General features: G+C 47.4%; 18 protein-coding genes. 8 read left to right on the top strand and 10 right to left on the bottom strand.

The features are described from left to right. The first annotated feature begins 154 nt into the window (after nucleotides 1-154). Nucleotides 155-3,238: a HEAT repeat domain-containing protein gene (locus tag METPAY_RS09085; RefSeq protein ID WP_048151546.1), complete on the top strand. Its 3,084-nt coding sequence runs from the start codon at nucleotides 155-157 to the stop codon at nucleotides 3,236-3,238. 15 nt (nucleotides 3,239-3,253) lie between these two features. Here the strand turns inward: METPAY_RS09085 and METPAY_RS09080 are convergent, their stop codons facing one another. From METPAY_RS09080 to tuf, 5 genes are all read right to left on the bottom strand, one after another. Next, entirely contained in the window at nucleotides 3,254-4,090 is an 837-nt protein-coding gene (locus METPAY_RS09080; protein ID WP_048151545.1) for a hypothetical protein, read from the bottom strand. Between the two features lie 2 nt (nucleotides 4,091-4,092). After that, nucleotides 4,093-4,932, bottom strand: coding sequence for a polymer-forming cytoskeletal protein (locus METPAY_RS09075; protein ID WP_013328649.1), 840 nt, complete (start codon nucleotides 4,930-4,932; stop codon nucleotides 4,093-4,095). Between the two features lie 470 nt (nucleotides 4,933-5,402). Further along, nucleotides 5,403-7,139 carry a flippase activity-associated protein Agl23 gene (locus METPAY_RS09070; RefSeq protein WP_048151542.1) on the bottom strand — a complete coding sequence of 579 codons (1,737 nt, stop codon included), beginning with the start codon at nucleotides 7,137-7,139 and terminating at the stop codon, nucleotides 5,403-5,405. 14 nt (nucleotides 7,140-7,153) lie between these two features. Continuing rightward, nucleotides 7,154-7,462 (bottom strand): 30S ribosomal protein S10, encoded by a 309-nt coding sequence (rpsJ, locus tag METPAY_RS09065; RefSeq protein WP_013328647.1) that lies wholly within the window; start codon nucleotides 7,460-7,462, stop codon nucleotides 7,154-7,156. Between the two features lie 33 nt (nucleotides 7,463-7,495). After that, the gene (gene tuf / locus METPAY_RS09060; RefSeq protein ID WP_048151540.1) at nucleotides 7,496-8,773 is read right to left on the bottom strand and encodes a translation elongation factor EF-1 subunit alpha; all 1,278 of its coding nucleotides are present in this window, start codon (nucleotides 8,771-8,773) and stop codon (nucleotides 7,496-7,498) included. Nucleotides 8,774-8,951: 178 nt separating this feature from the next. Here tuf and METPAY_RS09055 point away from each other — a divergent pair, with 178 nt between their 5' ends. Continuing rightward, on the top strand, nucleotides 8,952-9,254 hold the full coding sequence (locus METPAY_RS09055) for a hypothetical protein (protein WP_048151539.1): 303 nt from the start codon (nucleotides 8,952-8,954) through the stop codon (nucleotides 9,252-9,254). 9 nt (nucleotides 9,255-9,263) lie between these two features. Here METPAY_RS09055 and METPAY_RS09050 read toward each other — a convergent pair whose 3' ends face one another. From METPAY_RS09050 to METPAY_RS09030, 5 genes are all read right to left on the bottom strand, one after another. Then, entirely contained in the window at nucleotides 9,264-10,133 is an 870-nt protein-coding gene (locus METPAY_RS09050; protein ID WP_048151537.1) for a 4Fe-4S binding protein, read from the bottom strand. 41 nt (nucleotides 10,134-10,174) lie between these two features. After that, a complete protein-coding gene (cobS, locus tag METPAY_RS09045; RefSeq protein ID WP_048151534.1) occupies nucleotides 10,175-10,900 on the bottom strand; it encodes an adenosylcobinamide-GDP ribazoletransferase in 726 nt (241 codons plus the stop codon). 74 nt (nucleotides 10,901-10,974) lie between these two features. Beyond that, nucleotides 10,975-12,225, bottom strand: a complete 1,251-nt coding sequence (locus METPAY_RS14725; protein WP_084600769.1) for a methyltransferase domain-containing protein — start codon at nucleotides 12,223-12,225, stop codon at nucleotides 10,975-10,977. 71 nt (nucleotides 12,226-12,296) lie between these two features. Beyond that, nucleotides 12,297-12,773, bottom strand: a complete 477-nt coding sequence (locus tag METPAY_RS09035; RefSeq protein ID WP_048151533.1) for a HEPN domain-containing protein — start codon at nucleotides 12,771-12,773, stop codon at nucleotides 12,297-12,299. After that, the gene (locus METPAY_RS09030; RefSeq protein ID WP_157199050.1) at nucleotides 12,745-13,290 is read right to left on the bottom strand and encodes a nucleotidyltransferase domain-containing protein; all 546 of its coding nucleotides are present in this window, start codon (nucleotides 13,288-13,290) and stop codon (nucleotides 12,745-12,747) included. Before METPAY_RS09030 ends, METPAY_RS09035 begins: the two co-directional genes overlap by 29 nt. A gap of 464 nt (nucleotides 13,291-13,754) precedes the next feature. Between METPAY_RS09030 and crcB the strand changes: the two genes are divergently transcribed. The 6 genes from crcB to METPAY_RS09000 all read left to right on the top strand — a co-directional run. Continuing rightward, nucleotides 13,755-14,138: a fluoride efflux transporter CrcB gene (gene crcB / locus METPAY_RS09025; RefSeq protein WP_048151531.1), complete on the top strand. Its 384-nt coding sequence runs from the start codon at nucleotides 13,755-13,757 to the stop codon at nucleotides 14,136-14,138. Beyond that, entirely contained in the window at nucleotides 14,135-14,488 is a 354-nt protein-coding gene (locus tag METPAY_RS09020; RefSeq protein ID WP_048151529.1) for a DUF190 domain-containing protein, read from the top strand. The genes crcB and METPAY_RS09020 overlap by 4 nt, the downstream gene beginning before the upstream one ends. A 119-nt stretch (nucleotides 14,489-14,607) precedes the next feature. Next, nucleotides 14,608-15,615, top strand: a complete 1,008-nt coding sequence (cobT, locus tag METPAY_RS09015; RefSeq protein ID WP_048151527.1) for a nicotinate mononucleotide-dependent phosphoribosyltransferase CobT — start codon at nucleotides 14,608-14,610, stop codon at nucleotides 15,613-15,615. Nucleotides 15,616-15,719: 104 nt separating this feature from the next. After that, nucleotides 15,720-16,280 (top strand): GMP synthase subunit A, encoded by a 561-nt coding sequence (locus METPAY_RS09010; RefSeq protein WP_048151526.1) that lies wholly within the window; start codon nucleotides 15,720-15,722, stop codon nucleotides 16,278-16,280. 64 nt (nucleotides 16,281-16,344) lie between these two features. After that, complete coding sequence (locus METPAY_RS09005; protein ID WP_245611591.1) at nucleotides 16,345-16,830, top strand: YkgJ family cysteine cluster protein; 486 nt, start codon at nucleotides 16,345-16,347, stop codon at nucleotides 16,828-16,830. Next, nucleotides 16,823-17,605 (top strand): TraB/GumN family protein (locus METPAY_RS09000; RefSeq protein WP_048151523.1); only part of this gene is annotated, 783 nt, incomplete at its 3' end. The genes METPAY_RS09005 and METPAY_RS09000, both read left to right, overlap by 8 nt.

Below are 17,605 nucleotides of genomic sequence, written 5' to 3'. Positions count from 1 at the left end.
ACCGTTGAATGAAAAAAACTTTCCTGCTTACCCTGTTATACGAAATAAAATATAATACAAACGCAATCGGATCCAAAGACCAATTTAATATTAAAGGAAATTCAGATCATTATATACAACATTTCTATAACCTGAGCGGAGTTTCAACAATCCTATGGCACTTTTTGATCGTAAGGACAGGGAAGAAGATGAATCTGCAAAGGAAACGGAGATCGAAAGATCTATCCGGGCCCTTGGATCAAAAGACTGGGAAAAAAGACAGGAGGCGGCAATCCGGCTGAGCGGGGCAGGAAAGCCCGCCATCGTCCACCTGCTGAAGGCATTAAATGATGACAATGCCTTAATCCGAACCGGTGCAGCCGAGATTCTCGGTACATACGGAGAGCCAGCAATCCCTACCCTCATGAAACTGCTTGTAACAGGCAAGGAAAGAGTCCGCGACGGAGCCGCACGCGCCATAGGGCAAAACGGGGAAAAGGCGATCAACCCGCTCAAAGAAGCATTAGAGAGTGATAATTACAAATCAAGGCGCGGTGCCGCCCTTGCACTGGGATATCTGGATTACCTTGGCAATGAGATTACACAACTCCTTGTCCAGGCTCTTTTAGACAAGAACCAGGAAGTCAGCAGGCAGGCTGCACTCTCGCTCTCCAATATGAAATGGGTGCCTGCAAACAACAGGCAGGCCGCATTGTTCTTTTATGGTCTCGAGGACTATGAAAAGCTCTCAAAGACCGGAAAAGACGGGGTTATCGTGCTTTCGGCGGACCTGAAGAATCCCGATCCGAAAGCCAGAAAGAAAGTCGCCCAGACTCTTAAAAAGATCAACTCCGATGATGCGGCAAAGCCTCTTACTGTTCTTGCAAATGACAGTGATGCAGGAGTCAGGCATGCGGCAATAGAAGCTATAGGAGAGATCAAAGACCCGAGACTTCTGCCGTATCTTGTGAAAGCCCTGGATGATGAAGACCCTTCAGTAAGAGTCGAGGCTTCATGGTCCCTTGAAAAAAGCGGGTGGAAGCCGGCCAACAATAATGAAAAAGCCAGGTTCCTGATGGTAAAAGAGAGATGGGCAGACCTCGTCCAGATGCGTGAAAACGCCGTCCCGACCCTGGTAACCGGACTCTGCAACCAGAACCCCGCGATCAGGATAAAGTGCACAGAGGTTCTGAGGGCAATGGGGAGCATAGGATATGCTGCAATAAACGATGCGATGAAAAGCAGCGATCCCGTGCTGAAAAAAGCTGCAATTGAAGCTGCTTCAAGGATTAAGGAAAAAGACTCTTTAAGCGCTGAAAAGAAAAAAACTCCGCATAAGGAAGAAAAAGAAAGCAAAGACGAGTCCCTCGAAGAGCAGCTTAAGAGGCAGAAAGCTTCCATGGCCCCGAAGGATACCAAAGCCGAGGAAGGCTGGATGAGGAAACTTCAGGCCTGCGGTATTGAAGGAGAGAGAAAGATCAAACTTGCAAAAGCCCTCTCCGATAAAAACGAAGTCGTCAGGTCGGCAGCGATTGAAAACCTGAAACAGAGCGGTATCATAACAACTGACTGTCTTCTCTATCTTCTGCTCGATAAAAAAGACAATGTCAGGGTCGCTGCCATCGAGTCTCTCGGGGACCTGAAAAGCACCAAAGCCGCCCCCTACATTGCAAAAACTCTCGCAGACAAAAACCTGAATGTCCGCATGGCCTCCGCTCATTCCCTGGGACTGATACAGGAGCCCAAATCGATACCATCTCTTATCAGGTGCTTCTCCGATCCCAACCGGGAGCTTCGAAAGGAAGCTGCATCGGCAGTATCGAAGATGGGAAACAGTTCCCTGCCCTATATCAAAAAGTCTCTCGAAAGCAGCGATCTGGACGCAAGAATCACCGCACTCGAATCCCTTGGAAAGATTGCCGACCCACTTGCGATATCACTTGCCGTAAGGATGCTCAACGACAGCGAGTATGATGTCAGGAGTACTGCCGTTGTTACATTGCGCAACATGAGCGATCAGATGTTTAACGCCCTGATGGATGAAGCCCGGCGATTGCGGGTGCAGGGAAATGTAATCGAAAAGAACGGAATTATCGTTGTTCTTGCCGGTATAGAGGATCTGAGAGCCAGAGAAGTCCTTGCAGAATTTACGGCAGACAGTAACGAAAACGTCAGAAACAAGGCACTGGAACTCCTTGGCGGAGAGGCAGTAACTGCTACGGTAAAGACTCCTGCCGGAACTGCACCCGGAAAAGCCGGTGACGATATCAATAAACTCATCAGTGAACTCAAATCAGGCGATGTAATGGTCCAGATGGGAGCAGTCGAAAAGATATCCATGCTTGGAGATAAAGCGATAAAGCCGCTTATCAATTCGATAGATGATAAAAACCCGGAATTCCAGAATCTTGTTGCCGAAATACTGACAGGCATGGGAGATCCCGCGGTAAAAAGCATGATCAGGGAACTGAAAGCAGGCAGACCCTCGGTCAAGATCATACTGGCACAAAATCTCGCAAAAATACCGGAAAAACGTACCATCACGGCACTTTGCGAGGTATTATACGAGGAGAAAGATCCTGTGGTAAGGATGGTGGCGGCAGAATCCCTGGGCTTTATCGGAGATCAGCAGGGACTGGAAGCTCTCATATATACTGTAAATAACGATGAAGACTCAAGGGTTAAAAACGCCGCAATAATTTCACTTGGCTACTTCAAGGATCCAAAAGCTATTAACACCCTGATCACCGTCCTGGATTCAAAGGATCATTTCATGTGCAAAAAAGCGTCGGATTCGCTTAAAAATTCAGGCAACGAAGCAATACCATATCTGCTTGATGCCATGAGTTCCGGAACTCACAACAGGTCGCATATCGCCCATGCACTTGAAGCACTCTCATGGGTGCCGGAGACCGAGAGGGACATCATCTTTTACCTCGCAGCAAGAGACAACTGGGACGAGATAGAAAGGATCGGCGAACAGGCCATTGAAGTCCTTGCAGAACTACAAAATGACAAAGATCCCGAATTCAGGGCAAGTGCGCTTGAGATGATAGAAAGAATCGGGGGGGATGCATCTGTACAGCCGCTTATTCTTGCCCTTGGAGACAACAGTGCACCAATACGAATAAGAGCCGAAAACGCCCTTCTTGAAAGAGGAAAAACTGTGGTTCCGTACCTGGAACAAGCTGTTGCAGACACGGAAGACCCCAATATCAGGACATTTGCAATGAAACTCCTGAAAAAATTAGAAAGTTAGAAAACTGGAAAGAAATTATTCAGCTACCAGAACAAACCTGTCATAAATCGGATCGCATGTATTTTCAAACGATGTAACTGAGGCGTCCTCTTCTTCGAGCCATTTCTCTACCATTTTCGATTCGCGTTCCGTTGCCACGGAGATCAGGGACTTTTTACCGATTGCAAGTATCTCGCCGATCATGCACTCCCAGATTGGATAATTCATGTTGTTTATATCCCCGAGCATAAGAGCGAGGCAGAGATCGGATTCCGGGCAAAAAACGGAGGCTGCTCTCCCATCGATGCACATCGCCCTTTTCGGATCAAGTCTTTTCTTCTGGACCCCAAGCGAGATGAGAGAGGCATCAAGATCAAAGGAGAGCGTATCCTTGCCCATATCATTCAGAACCGATGTGGCGACTCCGGAGCCGCAGCAGAAATCCGTGGCGGTCTTCATACCTATGCAGCCGCTTCCAAAGACCTCTTCAAGGAGTTCCCTGACGAGTATATCCCTTCCGGGCCTGTTGTCTTCGAGAACACCGGGAAATTCCTTTACCATCTCAAGACAGTAGTATTCCCTTATAGAATCCGTATAGTCATCACGATTCTCCTGGTAGATATCCCCCCCACACTCTTCGAACTTTTCGATGACACCAAGTTCCGGCTCCCTGAAGATATATGACGATACAAACCAATTTTTCGAATCATGGAGCGCCAGGGCCACGGGATCCTCTTTCTCGTCGATCAGAAGCCTTGCTTCGTCGGCGGCCATCATTACAGCCATATCGGTGTATCTGTCTTCAAGATGATCCATAAGTGTCGGCTCAATACAGCTGCAATCCTCTATTTCAAAAGTCTCAAGAATTTTCATTTTCACCTCTGAATTTTTACACCGCCTGGTGCGACAATCATGCCGTCGATATGCGATCTCTCATCGATAACAAGGCTTTTACATTTAACATCGCCGAGGACATGAGAATCATTCATTATCTCCACATTGCCGGATGAAGAATTCACAGCCCCGTGTACGATATTAGACTCCATTATAACGACATCCTGCTCTGCGCTGAGACTGCCGAAGATCGTGCATTTTTCATGAACGGTTATCGATTTAGCCCTGATATTTCCATGAAGACGGCAGTCCTTTCCAATCGTCATCTTTCCGGGTGATGAAAATCTCTCCATATCAAGAACTGAATTCGGGGAGATCACAAGGGGAACTGATTTTTCATCTTCATCCTCTTCAACAAGGTTTTTGAAAAAATTAGAGATATCCTCCTCTTTTTCAAGCCCGAGAAGAGTTATCAGGTAAAGAAGGATATAGGTGATGACCGGCATAGGGTTCCGGATCGATATCCATCCGTGTGCTTCAAATCCCTGCGCTATCTGGACATTATCACCGAGATCCAGATCTCCCTCTACAACCAGTTTTCCGCTGACTTTCACTCCTTCGCCAAGGAAGGCATCTCCGTTAACATATATGTCGCCGGTTATTTCAGACCAGTTGTCAAGACGGAAATCGCCATCCGATTTGATATTGCCGTTGATTCGACAGAACTCACCGACAAGGATGTCCTCGCCCTTCAGCCCGTAATCTATGGTGCATCGCTCTCCGACTATGATGCAGCGGCTTGTTTTAAGTGTATGCTCCTGGAGTTCCGTATTGTCGGGTATAGTACACTGCCAAAGCCATTCTGCCTTTTGCGTATCCATGCTACCTTATCCTGATGAAAGATTGATTCTGACATATAAAAATATGAATGTAATGTGAAATAAGATTTGACAAGTTTCGATTTATGTTCGTGGAGTAATAACACGCGATAACAACAAAAGGGAGAGGGAAGATTCCCCCTCCCTATGACCCTCCCCCTGATCGCGATAAGTCGCAAAGGGGATGGACAAGCATCCCCTTTTTGCTCCAGTTTTTTCCAATATCACAATACAATTATCAAGGCGATTATTATGATTCACTATAGAGGCTGCCCGAAAGGGTAGCATTATCGCAAGCGCAAAGCCCTGAGGTCAGGGCGTGTTCGCTGAGCCTGCGAAGCGAACTTGCGCAAGGGTTGCCTACCGAAGGGGTTCCGCCCCTTTCGAAACCCAAGGCGACTTTAGGTCACCAGTTCAAATAATAAAATAATATTTACAAAGCAGATGTGAAACAGAAAAGAAAAAATAGATTATTATACAGTTTCCCAACTGCTATTCGTCCGGACTAAAACATCGTAATTAAGACTGCCAACTTTGCCATCCCTCAGGAAATAATAGGGAATCAGGCGATCCTTATTATCATAATATGAGAACCAGTAGCTCTTCTTAAGAGTCGTATACTTCTCATAGCCCGGCACAGAGAGATTCTTGTCATCATGGACTATTATCAGATCGAAATCACCGTTTTTAAGATAATCTATATTCTTATTCATATCGGTCACATAACTGACCTTTTTGCCTTCTTCGCTGTAATAGTACCATGCAATAGGCCATCTCTCGTCAAAATCGACTGCAACTTTATCCGAGGCGTCAATCATTGTAAAGAGCTCCTTTAGCTCCTCCGAATTCTGAACCTGAACTATAGGTTCGTTGATATCTGCCGGAGTAAAGGCGACATGGAGCATCATCACGATGAGGAATACAGATGCCAGCACCGGAACCCAGACCTTCCATCTCTCAATATAGATGACCGACACAAAGATCATCGGGACAAGCTGGTGAAGTATCAGCCACGGGACCTTCTCGCCGATATATGCATATGCCGCCATCGATGCAATCATCCAGAATATGCAGAATCTTGCAAATTCTGTCTTTTTATCAATAACCGGGAGGGATAAACCAGTAGGTTTACCGAGTGGTTCTTTCACTTCGTCAATTGCAGTCCCTGCTTCGCTATCAACTACAGGAACCGGATTCTCTGTGCAAAGATTCTCGTCACTGGTAGTTGCAACCTCTTCAGGGAGTACCGTTTCTGCATCTCCCTCAAGCAGATCTTCGGGAAACTTAGCTTCTTCCTCGGGCAGGAACTGCTTTCTCTTCCTTTTCAGGCTTCTTCCGCCCATAAAGAACCTGTAAACCGAATAAATGGCGAGCAGGAATATCGGCAGTTCATAGAGAATGAAAAGCAGAATATACACATAAGGCGGTCCGCCAAGCCTCTGCTCCTCGTGCATCGCAAGCCAGTGCTCAATGGCAGTCTGCCAGCCGGTCATGAGCATCTCCGGAACTGCTCCGAACGATGAGTAAAATACCGCCATTATTCCGACGGCAATTATAACTGTACATGCGAGATCACGGATCCAGAGGCGCGGGAGTTTCCATTTACCCGAGTATACAAGATAAAGGAGAAACACCGCAAATATCAGGACCACTATCGGCATATTCTCCTTGCATGACATCCCGAATCCGACGCCTGCTCCGGCTATCAGGGCATAACGCAGTTTCCCTTTCTCGATATAATACAATGCGGCAACCAGAATAACGAGAGTGAAAAATACCACAAATATATCATTCCTGAGGAAACGCGAGAAATATACCAGATCGGGTGATATTGCAAAGAATACGGCTGCAACAATTGCCTGGATACGATTAAGATAGCCAAGCCTGTATACAGGGTACACGAACAGACATAACGTGCTTCCCAAAATTGCGGGAATCAGCCTGGCTGTAAACTCACTGGCGCCTAAAAATGAAAAGACACCGGCAGTGACGTAATACAGGAAAGGCCCGTGATAGACAGGATCGTAGCTGTATTCCCCAAGAGTAAGAAGCCTGTATGAAAACCACGAGTGAATGGCCTCATCATGATGGAGGAGCTTCAGATCCAAAAACGCAAGCCTGAAAAGCAGGCTTACTAAAAATATCAGAACAAGAGTCCTCTCAAAAGTAAAAAATCCTTTAAATTGAGAGGTTAATTCTGCGGCTCTCAAGTGCCGCCTCCTGTTTAGTTCTCGAGAACTATCTCAATGCCGATGTCCTTGGGGACCTGAATGCGCATCAGCTGCCTGAGTGCACGCTCGTCTGCATCGAGATCAATTAGTCTCTTGTGAACACGCATCTGCCAGCGATCCCATGTAGCCGTTCCCTCACCGTCGGGGCTCTTGCGAATGGGTACAACCAGCTTCTTTGTGGGAAGAGGTACCGGACCTGCTAAGTTTACGCCTGTTCTTTCAGCTATCTCTTTAATACGGTCGCAAACCATTTCGACTTTTTCAAAGTCGGTTCCGGAAAGACGAATTCTTGCTTTTTGCATTTTTGGTCACCAAAAAAAATATTGAGAACCGGATTATCTCATATCTTTGAGGTCAATGTCTATACACATACCGGCTGCAATTGTCGAACCCATATCACGGATTGCGAACCTTCCGAGCTGTGGGATGTCCTTGAACTTCTCGATGACGAGAGGCTGGACCGGGCGCAGCTTGACGATTGCCGCATCTCCTGCCTTCAGGAATGTGGGGTTCTCTTCCTTGACCTGACCTGTGCGCGGGTCAAGCTTCTTCTGGAGTTCAACGAATGTGCATGCAACCTGTGCAGTGTGGCAGTGGAATACAGGGGTGTATCCGACTGTAATTGCACTCGGGTGCTGGAGAACAACGATCTGTGCTGTGAATTCCTCTGCAACCGACGGGGGCTTTTCCTCAGGACCGCAAACATCTCCACGGCGGATATCGTTCTTTCCAATACCACGGACGTTGAAACCGACGTTGTCGCCGGGCTTTGCCTCGGGGATTTCCTCGTGGTGCATCTCGATTGACTTTACCTCACCGGCTTTGTTTGCGGGCATGAATGAAACCTTCATTCCCTTCTTCATGATACCGGTTTCAATACGTCCGACGGGGACTGTTCCGATACCCGAGATCGAGTATACGTCCTGGATCGGAAGACGGAACGGAAGGTCTACGGGGATCTCCGGGGGCTGAAGCATGTTGAGTGCCTCAAGAAGATCGGGACCGCTGTACCAGGGTGTGTTTGCAGACTTCGTCGCAATGTTGTCGCCTACGAACGAGGACATGGGGATGAACGGAACGTTTGCGGGGTTGAATCCGACCATCTTGATAAGATCGCTGATCTGCTGCTTGACTTCCTCATAGCGCTTTTCGTCGTATTTTACTGCATCCATCTTGTTGATACCAACGATAAGCTGGTTGATACCAAGTGTCTTGGAAAGGAAAACGTGCTCCTTTGTCTGCTCCATTGCACCGTCAGGTGCTGCTACAATAAGGAGAGCTGCATCTGCCTGGGATGCACCTGTGATCATGTTCTTGATAAAGTCACGGTGACCAGGGCAGTCTACGATTGTAAAATAGTACTTGTCGGTGTCGAACCTCTTGTGAGCGATATCGATAGTAATACCACGCTCACGCTCTTCTTTGAGGTTGTCCATAACCCATGCAAACTCAAAGGACCCCTTTCCTTTTGATTCCGCTTCCTTACGGTAGTTCTCAATGATGTGCGCAGGCACAGCACCGGTCTCAAACAGTAAACGACCCACAGTTGTGGATTTTCCGTGATCGATGTGCCCGACCACGGCCAGATTCATGTGTGGCTTGTCTGATGCCATAATCATAACCTCAAATTTATTGATTACTCAAATTCGTCCAATCGCTTGGGTACGAGTATCTTATATATGGAAACCAGCCATATAAAAGATTTCGTTGTGTACTACCTGAGCGGATAATTGATCAAAACGACGTAAAAAAGAGATATTTATCTTGATTTAAGTAAGAGGTTTGTAAGAGATGAAATCGCTTGAGATGAAAAAAGACGAGAAGGGTAGTCAGGCGTCCGTAAAATGTCAAAATGAGGATGTTTCCGTCTACAGCCACTGCGCCTACTGCAAATTCTGCGAAGGTGTGATTGTGAACAAGAGAAAAGTCAAAGCGCCGCAGAAGTCCAAGATGGACGGGATCCAAAAAGGCCTTACTCCGGACGAAGAACTCATGGCAGCGCACATGATGTTCATGACTCTAATCAGGGACGGCACCGCAATCGTATGCGCAGATGAAAACGATGAAGGATTTACATCCCTCTATTCATACTAAAATAAGATATTACTCCTTTTTCAGAAGTTCGGGAAGCACATCGTTTTTGAAGGAATCGAACTTAATGTCTTCAAGCTGATCCGAGAGAAGTCTGCCGGACCATGCACGCCTGTATACCCAGTATACCAGCCGGTCAATGATATTTACGACATCGTCCTCGTTATCGACCTCTGCAAGGACGCGCCCCATCTGGGGGTGTCTTCCTCTTCGTCCGCCGACCGTGATGATATAATATTTCTTCTGGATATCAACAAGCTGGAACGGGCAGGAAGTGACGCATACGCCGCATTCGAGACATTTTTCCTTGTCGACTCTGGCCTCGCCGCCGATTACACTGATAGCTTCCTCCTTGCAGTATTCGCTGCACTGACCGCACCCTGTACAAAGGCCTGGTGTCCGGTGCGGCGAGACCCTCGTAGTTATTCCGATCTCGTTTAAGACAGGACTGGTGCATGCATAAGAGCAGGCGGAGATCGAGATCCTGATCTTCACCGGCATCTCTTTTCCGAAGAGCTTCTCATCGAGCCTTTTTGCAAGACCAATTGAATCGGAATTTGCAAACTTGCATCTCTCGGTACCGGGACATGCCACGATATTTACGACCTCGTCCTTTTCCGATCCGAGAGGCGTCCCGTTCTCCGCAAGCGCCTCCTTTATCTCTTCCAGTCTTGTGTGGTGGATATGAGGGATCTCCAGGGTCTGCCGTGTCGTGAGGTGTACTTCATTCTGGCCGAATCTTTCTGCAATCTCTGCGATACCACGCATCTTTTCAACAGACAATATACCGGCAGGCGTCCGCAGCCGTATTGTACAGAGATCACCATTTCTTTCGGTGATTACACCGCCTAATGTATGAACCCCGTAATACAGTTCACTCATGAGTATAATAGAGGGACTTTGCAGTTTATTAAGAAAATGTTTCAGACAGCGAGTGCCAGTGCAGCGATAACCGCCATCCGGGTGATCTCGCCGGAAGCGCCGTCGACATCGCCGTTAACACCGCCGAACAGCCTTGTTGCGGCAAAATAAACGAAAGCAATAGATACTGCAGTGGCAATTACCACAGCTGAAAACTCCCTGACGGAAAAGGGCATCAGGATTACCGGGATGCATATCAAAAACGCCGGAATGACATAGTATTTCTTCCCGAACGAGCGGACATACGAATGAATTCCTTCCCGCAGGGGCTCTCCGAATGCAATCATAGCAACCTGAGAGAATTTTGCGCAGACCTCGGCAACAATCAGTGCCGCAGGCATTGCGGGCAACGCGGAAAGACCGCTATAGGTCATTAATATCACGACCATGGCGAGACCGACACCTCCCGCACCCACGTTCTGATCTGTCAGGGCTTTGATTCGTTTTTCGCGGCTTCCGTGTGCCATGAGACCGTCGCCGAAATCCAGGAGGCCGTCAAGATGATTGAAACCGTAAAGGATCAAAAGGACAGCAATCGAAGCGGCGGCGGCAAACGGCGTACTGCCAAGAAGGATCGCGACCCCTGCAGCTATGCACCCGGTAAGATAGCCTACGAGCGGCATCAGGTAATAACGTCTCGCATAATAGTCGAAGTCCACGTTATTGCCTACAGGGAGTATCGTGCAGAACCCGAACGTTGCCGCTATCGATCTGAAAAAACCCTTCATCTGAATATTATTTATTGGAAGGGTAGTGTAAAAAAGGGCTTCTGTCCGGTCGAAAAAAGAGATTGAAAATTCTCCTACTTTTTTGCAGCCCGGCCTGTGATTACAAGCCCGTATGGATGGCCGATTACTTTCCCGGAAAGATCCGACTCTGCAAGGATTTCCTCCAGTTCAACGGGGGTATATGCAGCCATAACCGATGTCTTAAATCCCGGCCTAATCTCCTCAGGACTACAGGCATTATACATGTATTCGTATATCTCTTCCGAGAGATCTCTTCTCAGATCGGTTATGCAGAAAATTCCGCCGGGTTTCAGCACTCTTGCGATTTCGTTGAATACCGAAACAGGATTCTCCCACTCATGCATGGAGCCGTTGGAAAATACTCCGTCAAACATGTTATTGCCAAGAGGGATATTCATGGCATTTCCTTCCACGTACTTGGTCCGGCCGGACATCCCATAATCCGATGCATTCTTTTCTGCCATGCGGATCATCTCCGGGCTGATTTCAACGCCAGTGAGCTTCGTATCTTTTGTAGCTTTAAGCCATTCAAGCCCTGTATAACCGGGCCCGGGACCGATTTCAAGAACCTCTCCCGAGTCAATGCCGGTTTTTATGTAATCTTCCGAAGGGAGATGTCCCGCATCACGGAGATTTCTCTGCATCTGATCATAGATCTCAACCGTAAACTCATCCTGAATACCTTCATCAGTCTCCGGAATTCTTTTTTCAAACATAATTTCATCACTTTTTTTAGTATCTTCATCATCAAACGCATGATAGCGCTCATCAGCCATTTCTTCAAGCCGCAGAAGTCTCCCATCACGCCTTTCGAGCAGCGGTACGCTGAAATCGTCCCTGCTTTTTTTCATCCCCCTGATAGCTTCATCAAATGTCCTGTCATCGGACACTCCTGTAAACCGGGTGGACAATAAGGCAAACTGCTCCTGCTCTTCCTCCGTCATACGGGAAAGGCATGTTTCTAAATAGCCGAACAATCTTTCTTCAATCGACAGAACCCATTCTTCGGCCTTCTCTGTAACAAACACCCTGATCTTTCGTTTGTCGTTTCCGTCGGGTTCCCGTCGGACATACCCCTCACGTTCAAGATAATTGATATGATCCGTGGCAGTACTCCTGGTTATCCCGAGCATCTCCGCCACATCTCCCATATAGAGGGGATGAAAGTAGGCCGTGTATATGATTTCAATCGCTGCAGGAGAAAGAGGGCTCTTCTTCCCCCTGTCAACCTCCCACAACAGGTTCAATGCATACTGAATGAAACCAAGCGAAAGCCGAAGCCGGATTACAGGGTGTAACTGCATATACTACGGTTGTCCGTAGCACATAAATATATTTTGGATATCCGTAATATTATAGATACTAAAAAAAAGATTCACCTGACAAGGTCTAAGAACATGTTCCTGAAATTCTCAATCTCCCTGCCTTTCATCTTCTCGGTAAAGTCCATGATGTATGCATTGAAATCATATGCCTCTCCCATCATCTCATCGACATCCTCGCGGCTTAGATTGAAATCGATATAATATTGTTTGTCTATCCTCTCGCTTTTGGCATGGATTATTGCACTGTTGTCAAGTCCGTACAGATCTTCGAGGAGATATATTGCGGCAGAATGATTCTCGCATTTTATGCCGGTTCTGAAAAAAAGAGCGAGCACCATATAGAACATGCTGTAGTAGATCATCGAAACAGCCTCTTCGAGTTTCCCGTTCTCGAACAGTATCCTTGCCGATACGATATAGCTCTCGGATTTTTTCTGGTAGGCACGCTTCATATCTATGCTCGGCGGAACCGGCCTCAGGTGCCCCTGCCTGTAGATCCTACTGTAAAACTCGCGTCTTTCCGACATAATCCTCAAAACCCTTGATTATTACGTGATTGCTCTCGATCTCCCTCACAAGATCGCTGCTCCGGTCGAAATCACCGATCTTGACGCTCACCCGTGACTGGAGTTTCTCCACCCCGGTTTTAATCTCCCTGTCCTTTGTTTCAATAAAAATATCGATATCGCTCTTGTAGGTCGGAGCCCACCGGGCATAACTCCCGAAGAGTATTGCCAGATGTATCCTGTCATCCCGGATTATTCCATTGAAAAGCGGTCTTAAACGGGGATATAAGTCCAGGGTTTTTGTAAATTTGTAGATCTCCGCGGAGATGATGAAGGATCTTGCCTCAAGACTTTCTTCAAGATAGAATACCTTGTTCTTCCCCTCCTCCCTGAAATCAACAATATTCATGTCATAAAGACCTTTCAGCCGACGGATAACTGTTGTATGCGGGACTTCGAGATCCTTTGCTATCCTCCTCGGGTGGCTGTCGGACTCAAGCAGATGTATGGCAATCTCATATCCGATATTTCGTTCCACATGGAACATTATTGTTCCATCCCATAATATCCTTTTGCCAGAGAAAAAATACTCTATGAAATTTTTGAGGGGAGATCTTTGGATGGAGCACCCGAAAAACAATTACTGAGATTCATCACATAGTAAAGGTAAAGTATATATGTTAAAATGTAAAATGTATTTTACAAGGGTTGTTATAGCAGTCCGGCACGGAAGCGAGGTGATAAAGAGGAGAAACAAACCTAATTTCACACGTTACCAGAAAATAAATGACACACATGCCTTCGGGACCCCCAACCGGTTCAACCATGAAAAATGATCCCGTATCTGATAAATAATCCAAATCCGCCCAAATTGCCATGGACAGGAAGGGAATCCCCCTAAAAGGCTGTTTTTTGCATTCTTCAATTCATTTTATCACGAGCATTTAATAATATTCCCGGAAAATACTGGGGACATATGACGATTATAGCCGGGGCGGATATATGAAGATCTGGCTGCTCGTAGCCATAGGAGGAGCAATCGGTGCACTCGCCAGGTATATCATCGGCGGGTGGTTCCAGAGCGGAAATTCTACATTCCCCGTCGGAACGATGTCGGTAAATATAATCGGCAGCTTTCTCCTCGGGTTTATTATGTATTTTTCAGAATATACCGGAGTTTTCAGCGATGAGACACGCATATTCATTACTATCGGCGTCCTCGGGGCGTTCACCACGATGTCGACATTCAGCTATGAATCCTTCAGGATGCTCGAACACAACGAATTCATTAAGCTGTCGGTAAATATACTCGGTACAGTTCTGCTTACGCTTTGCGGAATTTACCTGGGAAAGATAATGGCAGGTTTTGCCGAGGTGTTTACATGAAACTTGAAAGAAATTCAAAGGCGGTCCTGCTTAGGATATACATAGGCGAATCCGACCGGTATAAAGGAAAACCCCTGTACCGCTTCCTTGTAGAACTCTTTAAAAAGGAGGGATTCTATGGAGCGACAGTTTTAAGGGGCATTACAGGGTTCGGGCAGACAAGCAATGTCCATACAACCTCGATACTCCGCCTGTCAACAGATCTTCCTATCGTGATCGAAGTCGTCGATTCGCGTGAGAAGATCGACGAGATCAAACCGGTACTGGATGAGATAATAAAAGGAGGGCTCATCATAGAACAGGAAGTGGAAGTATGGGCATATAGGGGAAAGGAAGATGAATCCGACTGAACCCGTTTCGTTCACAGAGATCTCCCGAATATAAGGCATGTATAAATAATCGTTTCTTCCATTTTTTTTGAATTAAGAAAAACAAATTGTCATATACATTCACCAGTAAAAATTATTCCATGCCTTTTCTATCATATAAACCGGATATCAAATTTGAAAGGCCGATGGCAGGAATGGTCATCGCAAACACGATGCTTTCCACAATTCCCGGAGTCTCGGCCGCAGGATTCAACCCTGAAGCGACTCTGATAACACCGGCACTTGATGCAGGCCTTATCCTGAACGGGATGCCGAAGGACATCGCAATCCCGCTCAGCCCGACAGGCTGTGCGACACCCGCGACAGTCACCAGGGCGATGTTTGAACTCTGCAGGATCAACCCGATAATAATCAATGCAGGTCTTAAGACACCGCCTGCCGTACCGTGCATTGACGCATACGGAAGTCCGGGAAAGGATCCAAGGGAAGGTCCTGCTGTGCCAGAGGCACGTGAATTATATGAAAAGGGAATCACAATAGGCAGACAACTCTCGGATTACAGCGACCTCCTTGTCCTCGGGGAGAGTGTACCCGGCGGAACCACGACAGCGCTCTGCGTTCTCCGTGCACTTGGTTATGATGTAGGCGTTTCCAGCAGCTACAGCAGCAATCCGTCATCAATCAAGGAAGAGATCTGCAGCGAGGCTGCCAGGAGGATCGTCGGGGACGGCATTAAAGACCCCTTAGATATTGTAAGTTACTGCGGAGACCCGATGATGCCGGTCGTAGCCGGAATTGCAAAGGGTTACGACAAAAACCTGGTCCTCTCCGGCGGAACCCAAATGCTTGCGGTAGAGGCGCTAATCAAGGCGCTCGGGAATGAAATGCCGCCCTTTGTAACAACAGAATACGTGAGAGTCGACAGTTCTGCAAATATCGAAAAGGCGTCCGATCTTGTCGGGGCTACCGCGTGGTTCGTGGACCCGGACTTCGGAAATATCGGGAATGCAGCCCTTGCAAGATACTGCAACGGAGAGGTAAAGGAAGGCGCTTTAATCTCGGGCTCCCTCTGGCTTGCATATATGATGGGATACTCGAAAGATGAGATCTGGAAAGCAATCAATTCTTTCTTCGAGAAATACGGGTGAAGAAACATCCTGGCCTCATATTTTTTAGGATTACCTATTCCGGATACAGGCGGCAATGCCTCCTGTGAAAGTAATATACATTAATAAACCACAAATATTAACAAATGCTTCCAATCTGCCTTGTAAATAATTTCGGTCAGTTCAACCACCTGATCAAAAGGATGCTCAGGGACATCGAAATCGATGCAGTGATGATAAAAAACGATGTCCCGCCTGAAGAGGTCGAAGGTTCATACAGGGGGATAATCCTCGGCGGAGGCCCCAGCCTTGATAGGGCGAACCATGCCCCCGACTACCTCGACCTCGGATTACCTGTACTCGGGATATGCCTCGGCCTGCATATTATTGCCACCAGGTATGGCGGAACTGTAAACCCGGGAAAGATGGGAGGATTCGGAGGCGTTGAAGTTGAGATCGTGGATCATACGGGAATTCTCGAAGGCTACCCGGACAGGATCTCTGTCTGGGCATCCCATGCAGATGAAGTAAAAGAGATGCCCGAGGGATTCACGCTCCTTGCGAGATCCAATATCTGCGGAAACGAAGCAATTGGAAACTTTGAAAAGAATATCTACGGCGTCCAGTGGCACCCGGAAGTCAGCCATACGACAGAAGGCTACAGGGTCTTTAAGAACTTCGACAGGATCACACAGGACAATCTCTGATTTTTTTATGATTAAACACGAAGAACTGAAAGCTAAAATAAAAGAAACCGGATTTTCCTGCAGGATGTGCGGACAATGCTGTTCTCTTATATCCGACAACTCGAATCTTGTTCTGGTGAGTGCACCCGAGATTAGGAGGATCATGGACGGTACCGGCCTTTCATGGGGTGAGATCGCAGAGCCCTATCCCGAGACTCTCATAGGAGACAACGGCGAGGAGTATACGTTTGCATGGTGCCTGAAGAGAACGGAAAAGAAGTGCCGTTTTCTTAATGAGGACTCCCGGTGCAGTATATATGAATACAGGCCGCAGATATGCAGGACATACCCGTTCATGCTTGATGAATCGGGGTTTTTGATATTTGAATGCCCCGGAATAGGAGATGTGGCCTCAGAAGAGGCAGCAGGCAAAATCGCCGAAGAGCTAATTGAAAGAGCACTATTCGAGCGGGAAGAATTCAATAAGATCAGGAAGATCTTCAGTTCGGCCGAATTAAAATGTGATAAAATGAACATAATTGACAGCGAGGGGGTAAAGACAGTTGGGTGAAATAAGACTTGTAGGCACCGCCCATGTGTCGCAGGCAAGTATCGATGAAGTAAGAAATACTATAGAAGAGTACCAGCCGGATGTAGTGGCTATTGAACTGGATAAAGGAAGATTCGCGGCTATCAGAAACCAGGGCGAGAAGCCCACGGTAAACGAGATCCTGAAAGGAGGAAATTTTTCAGAACTCCTTGTCCAGTGGTCGCTTGCATATATCCAGAGAAAGATCGGGATGGATGTAGGTGTCGAGCCTGGCGCCGAGATGCTTGCCGCAATTGAAGAGGCCGAGAAGAATAATATCCCGATAGCCCTTGCCGACAGGGACATCCGCCTGACCCTATCGCGTTTCTGGGGAGGAATGGGCATTATAGAAAAGCTCAAACTTCTCTTTGCAGTAGTTGGCGCCGTAGCCGGCAAAGGCGATGAAGAAGAGATCGATATCGAGGAGCTCACTAAGAACCAGGACCTAATCGAGGCCTCGATCGAAGAGTTCAGGAAGTTCTCGCCGAAGGGTGCGGCGGCGCTTATCGGGGAGAGGGATGCTTATCTAACCCACTCGCTTCTGAGGCTCGCATCAAAACACGAAAAGGTTCTCGGTATCGTCGGTGCAGGGCATGTAAAGGGAATAAAAGAGTACATGTCGAAACCCGAAACGCTCCCTCCTTTCAGTTCGCTCGTCGAACAGCCGAAAGGCTTCCCGTGGAAACTTGCATTCGGTGTCTTTTTCGTTGCACTGTTCGCATTCCTCATACTCCTGATAGGCTTCTCTGGCGTAGGA

The sequence above is a fragment of the Methanolacinia paynteri genome (assembly GCF_000784355.1).
Lineage (GTDB): Archaea > Halobacteriota > Methanomicrobia > Methanomicrobiales > Methanomicrobiaceae > Methanolacinia > Methanolacinia paynteri.
Note: the sequence above shows the minus strand (reverse complement) of the source record. Positions and strands in the feature narration are given on the sequence as shown.

What these genes read in the sequence shown, in the direction of transcription:
- METPAY_RS09085 (WP_048151546.1), top strand. Translation starts at nt 155, where the DNA reads ATGGCACTTTTTGATCGTAAGGACAGGGAAGAAGATGAATCTGCAAAG.
- METPAY_RS09080 (WP_048151545.1), bottom strand. Translation starts at nt 4,090, where the DNA reads ATGAAAATTCTTGAGACTTTTGAAATAGAGGATTGCAGCTGTATTGAG.
- METPAY_RS09075 (WP_013328649.1), bottom strand. Translation starts at nt 4,932, where the DNA reads ATGGATACGCAAAAGGCAGAATGGCTTTGGCAGTGTACTATACCCGAC.
- rpsJ (WP_013328647.1), bottom strand. Translation starts at nt 7,462, where the DNA reads ATGCAAAAAGCAAGAATTCGTCTTTCCGGAACCGACTTTGAAAAAGTC.
- tuf (WP_048151540.1), bottom strand. Translation starts at nt 8,773, where the DNA reads ATGGCATCAGACAAGCCACACATGAATCTGGCCGTGGTCGGGCACATC.
- METPAY_RS09055 (WP_048151539.1), top strand. Translation starts at nt 8,952, where the DNA reads ATGAAATCGCTTGAGATGAAAAAAGACGAGAAGGGTAGTCAGGCGTCC.
- METPAY_RS09050 (WP_048151537.1), bottom strand. Translation starts at nt 10,133, where the DNA reads ATGAGTGAACTGTATTACGGGGTTCATACATTAGGCGGTGTAATCACC.
- cobS (WP_048151534.1), bottom strand. Translation starts at nt 10,900, where the DNA reads ATGAAGGGTTTTTTCAGATCGATAGCGGCAACGTTCGGGTTCTGCACG.
- METPAY_RS14725 (WP_084600769.1), bottom strand. Translation starts at nt 12,225, where the DNA reads ATGCAGTTACACCCTGTAATCCGGCTTCGGCTTTCGCTTGGTTTCATT.
- METPAY_RS09035 (WP_048151533.1), bottom strand. Translation starts at nt 12,773, where the DNA reads ATGTCGGAAAGACGCGAGTTTTACAGTAGGATCTACAGGCAGGGGCAC.
- crcB (WP_048151531.1), top strand. Translation starts at nt 13,755, where the DNA reads ATGAAGATCTGGCTGCTCGTAGCCATAGGAGGAGCAATCGGTGCACTC.
- METPAY_RS09020 (WP_048151529.1), top strand. Translation starts at nt 14,135, where the DNA reads ATGAAACTTGAAAGAAATTCAAAGGCGGTCCTGCTTAGGATATACATA.
- cobT (WP_048151527.1), top strand. Translation starts at nt 14,608, where the DNA reads ATGCCTTTTCTATCATATAAACCGGATATCAAATTTGAAAGGCCGATG.
- METPAY_RS09010 (WP_048151526.1), top strand. Translation starts at nt 15,720, where the DNA reads ATGCTTCCAATCTGCCTTGTAAATAATTTCGGTCAGTTCAACCACCTG.
- METPAY_RS09005 (WP_245611591.1), top strand. Translation starts at nt 16,345, where the DNA reads ATGTGCGGACAATGCTGTTCTCTTATATCCGACAACTCGAATCTTGTT.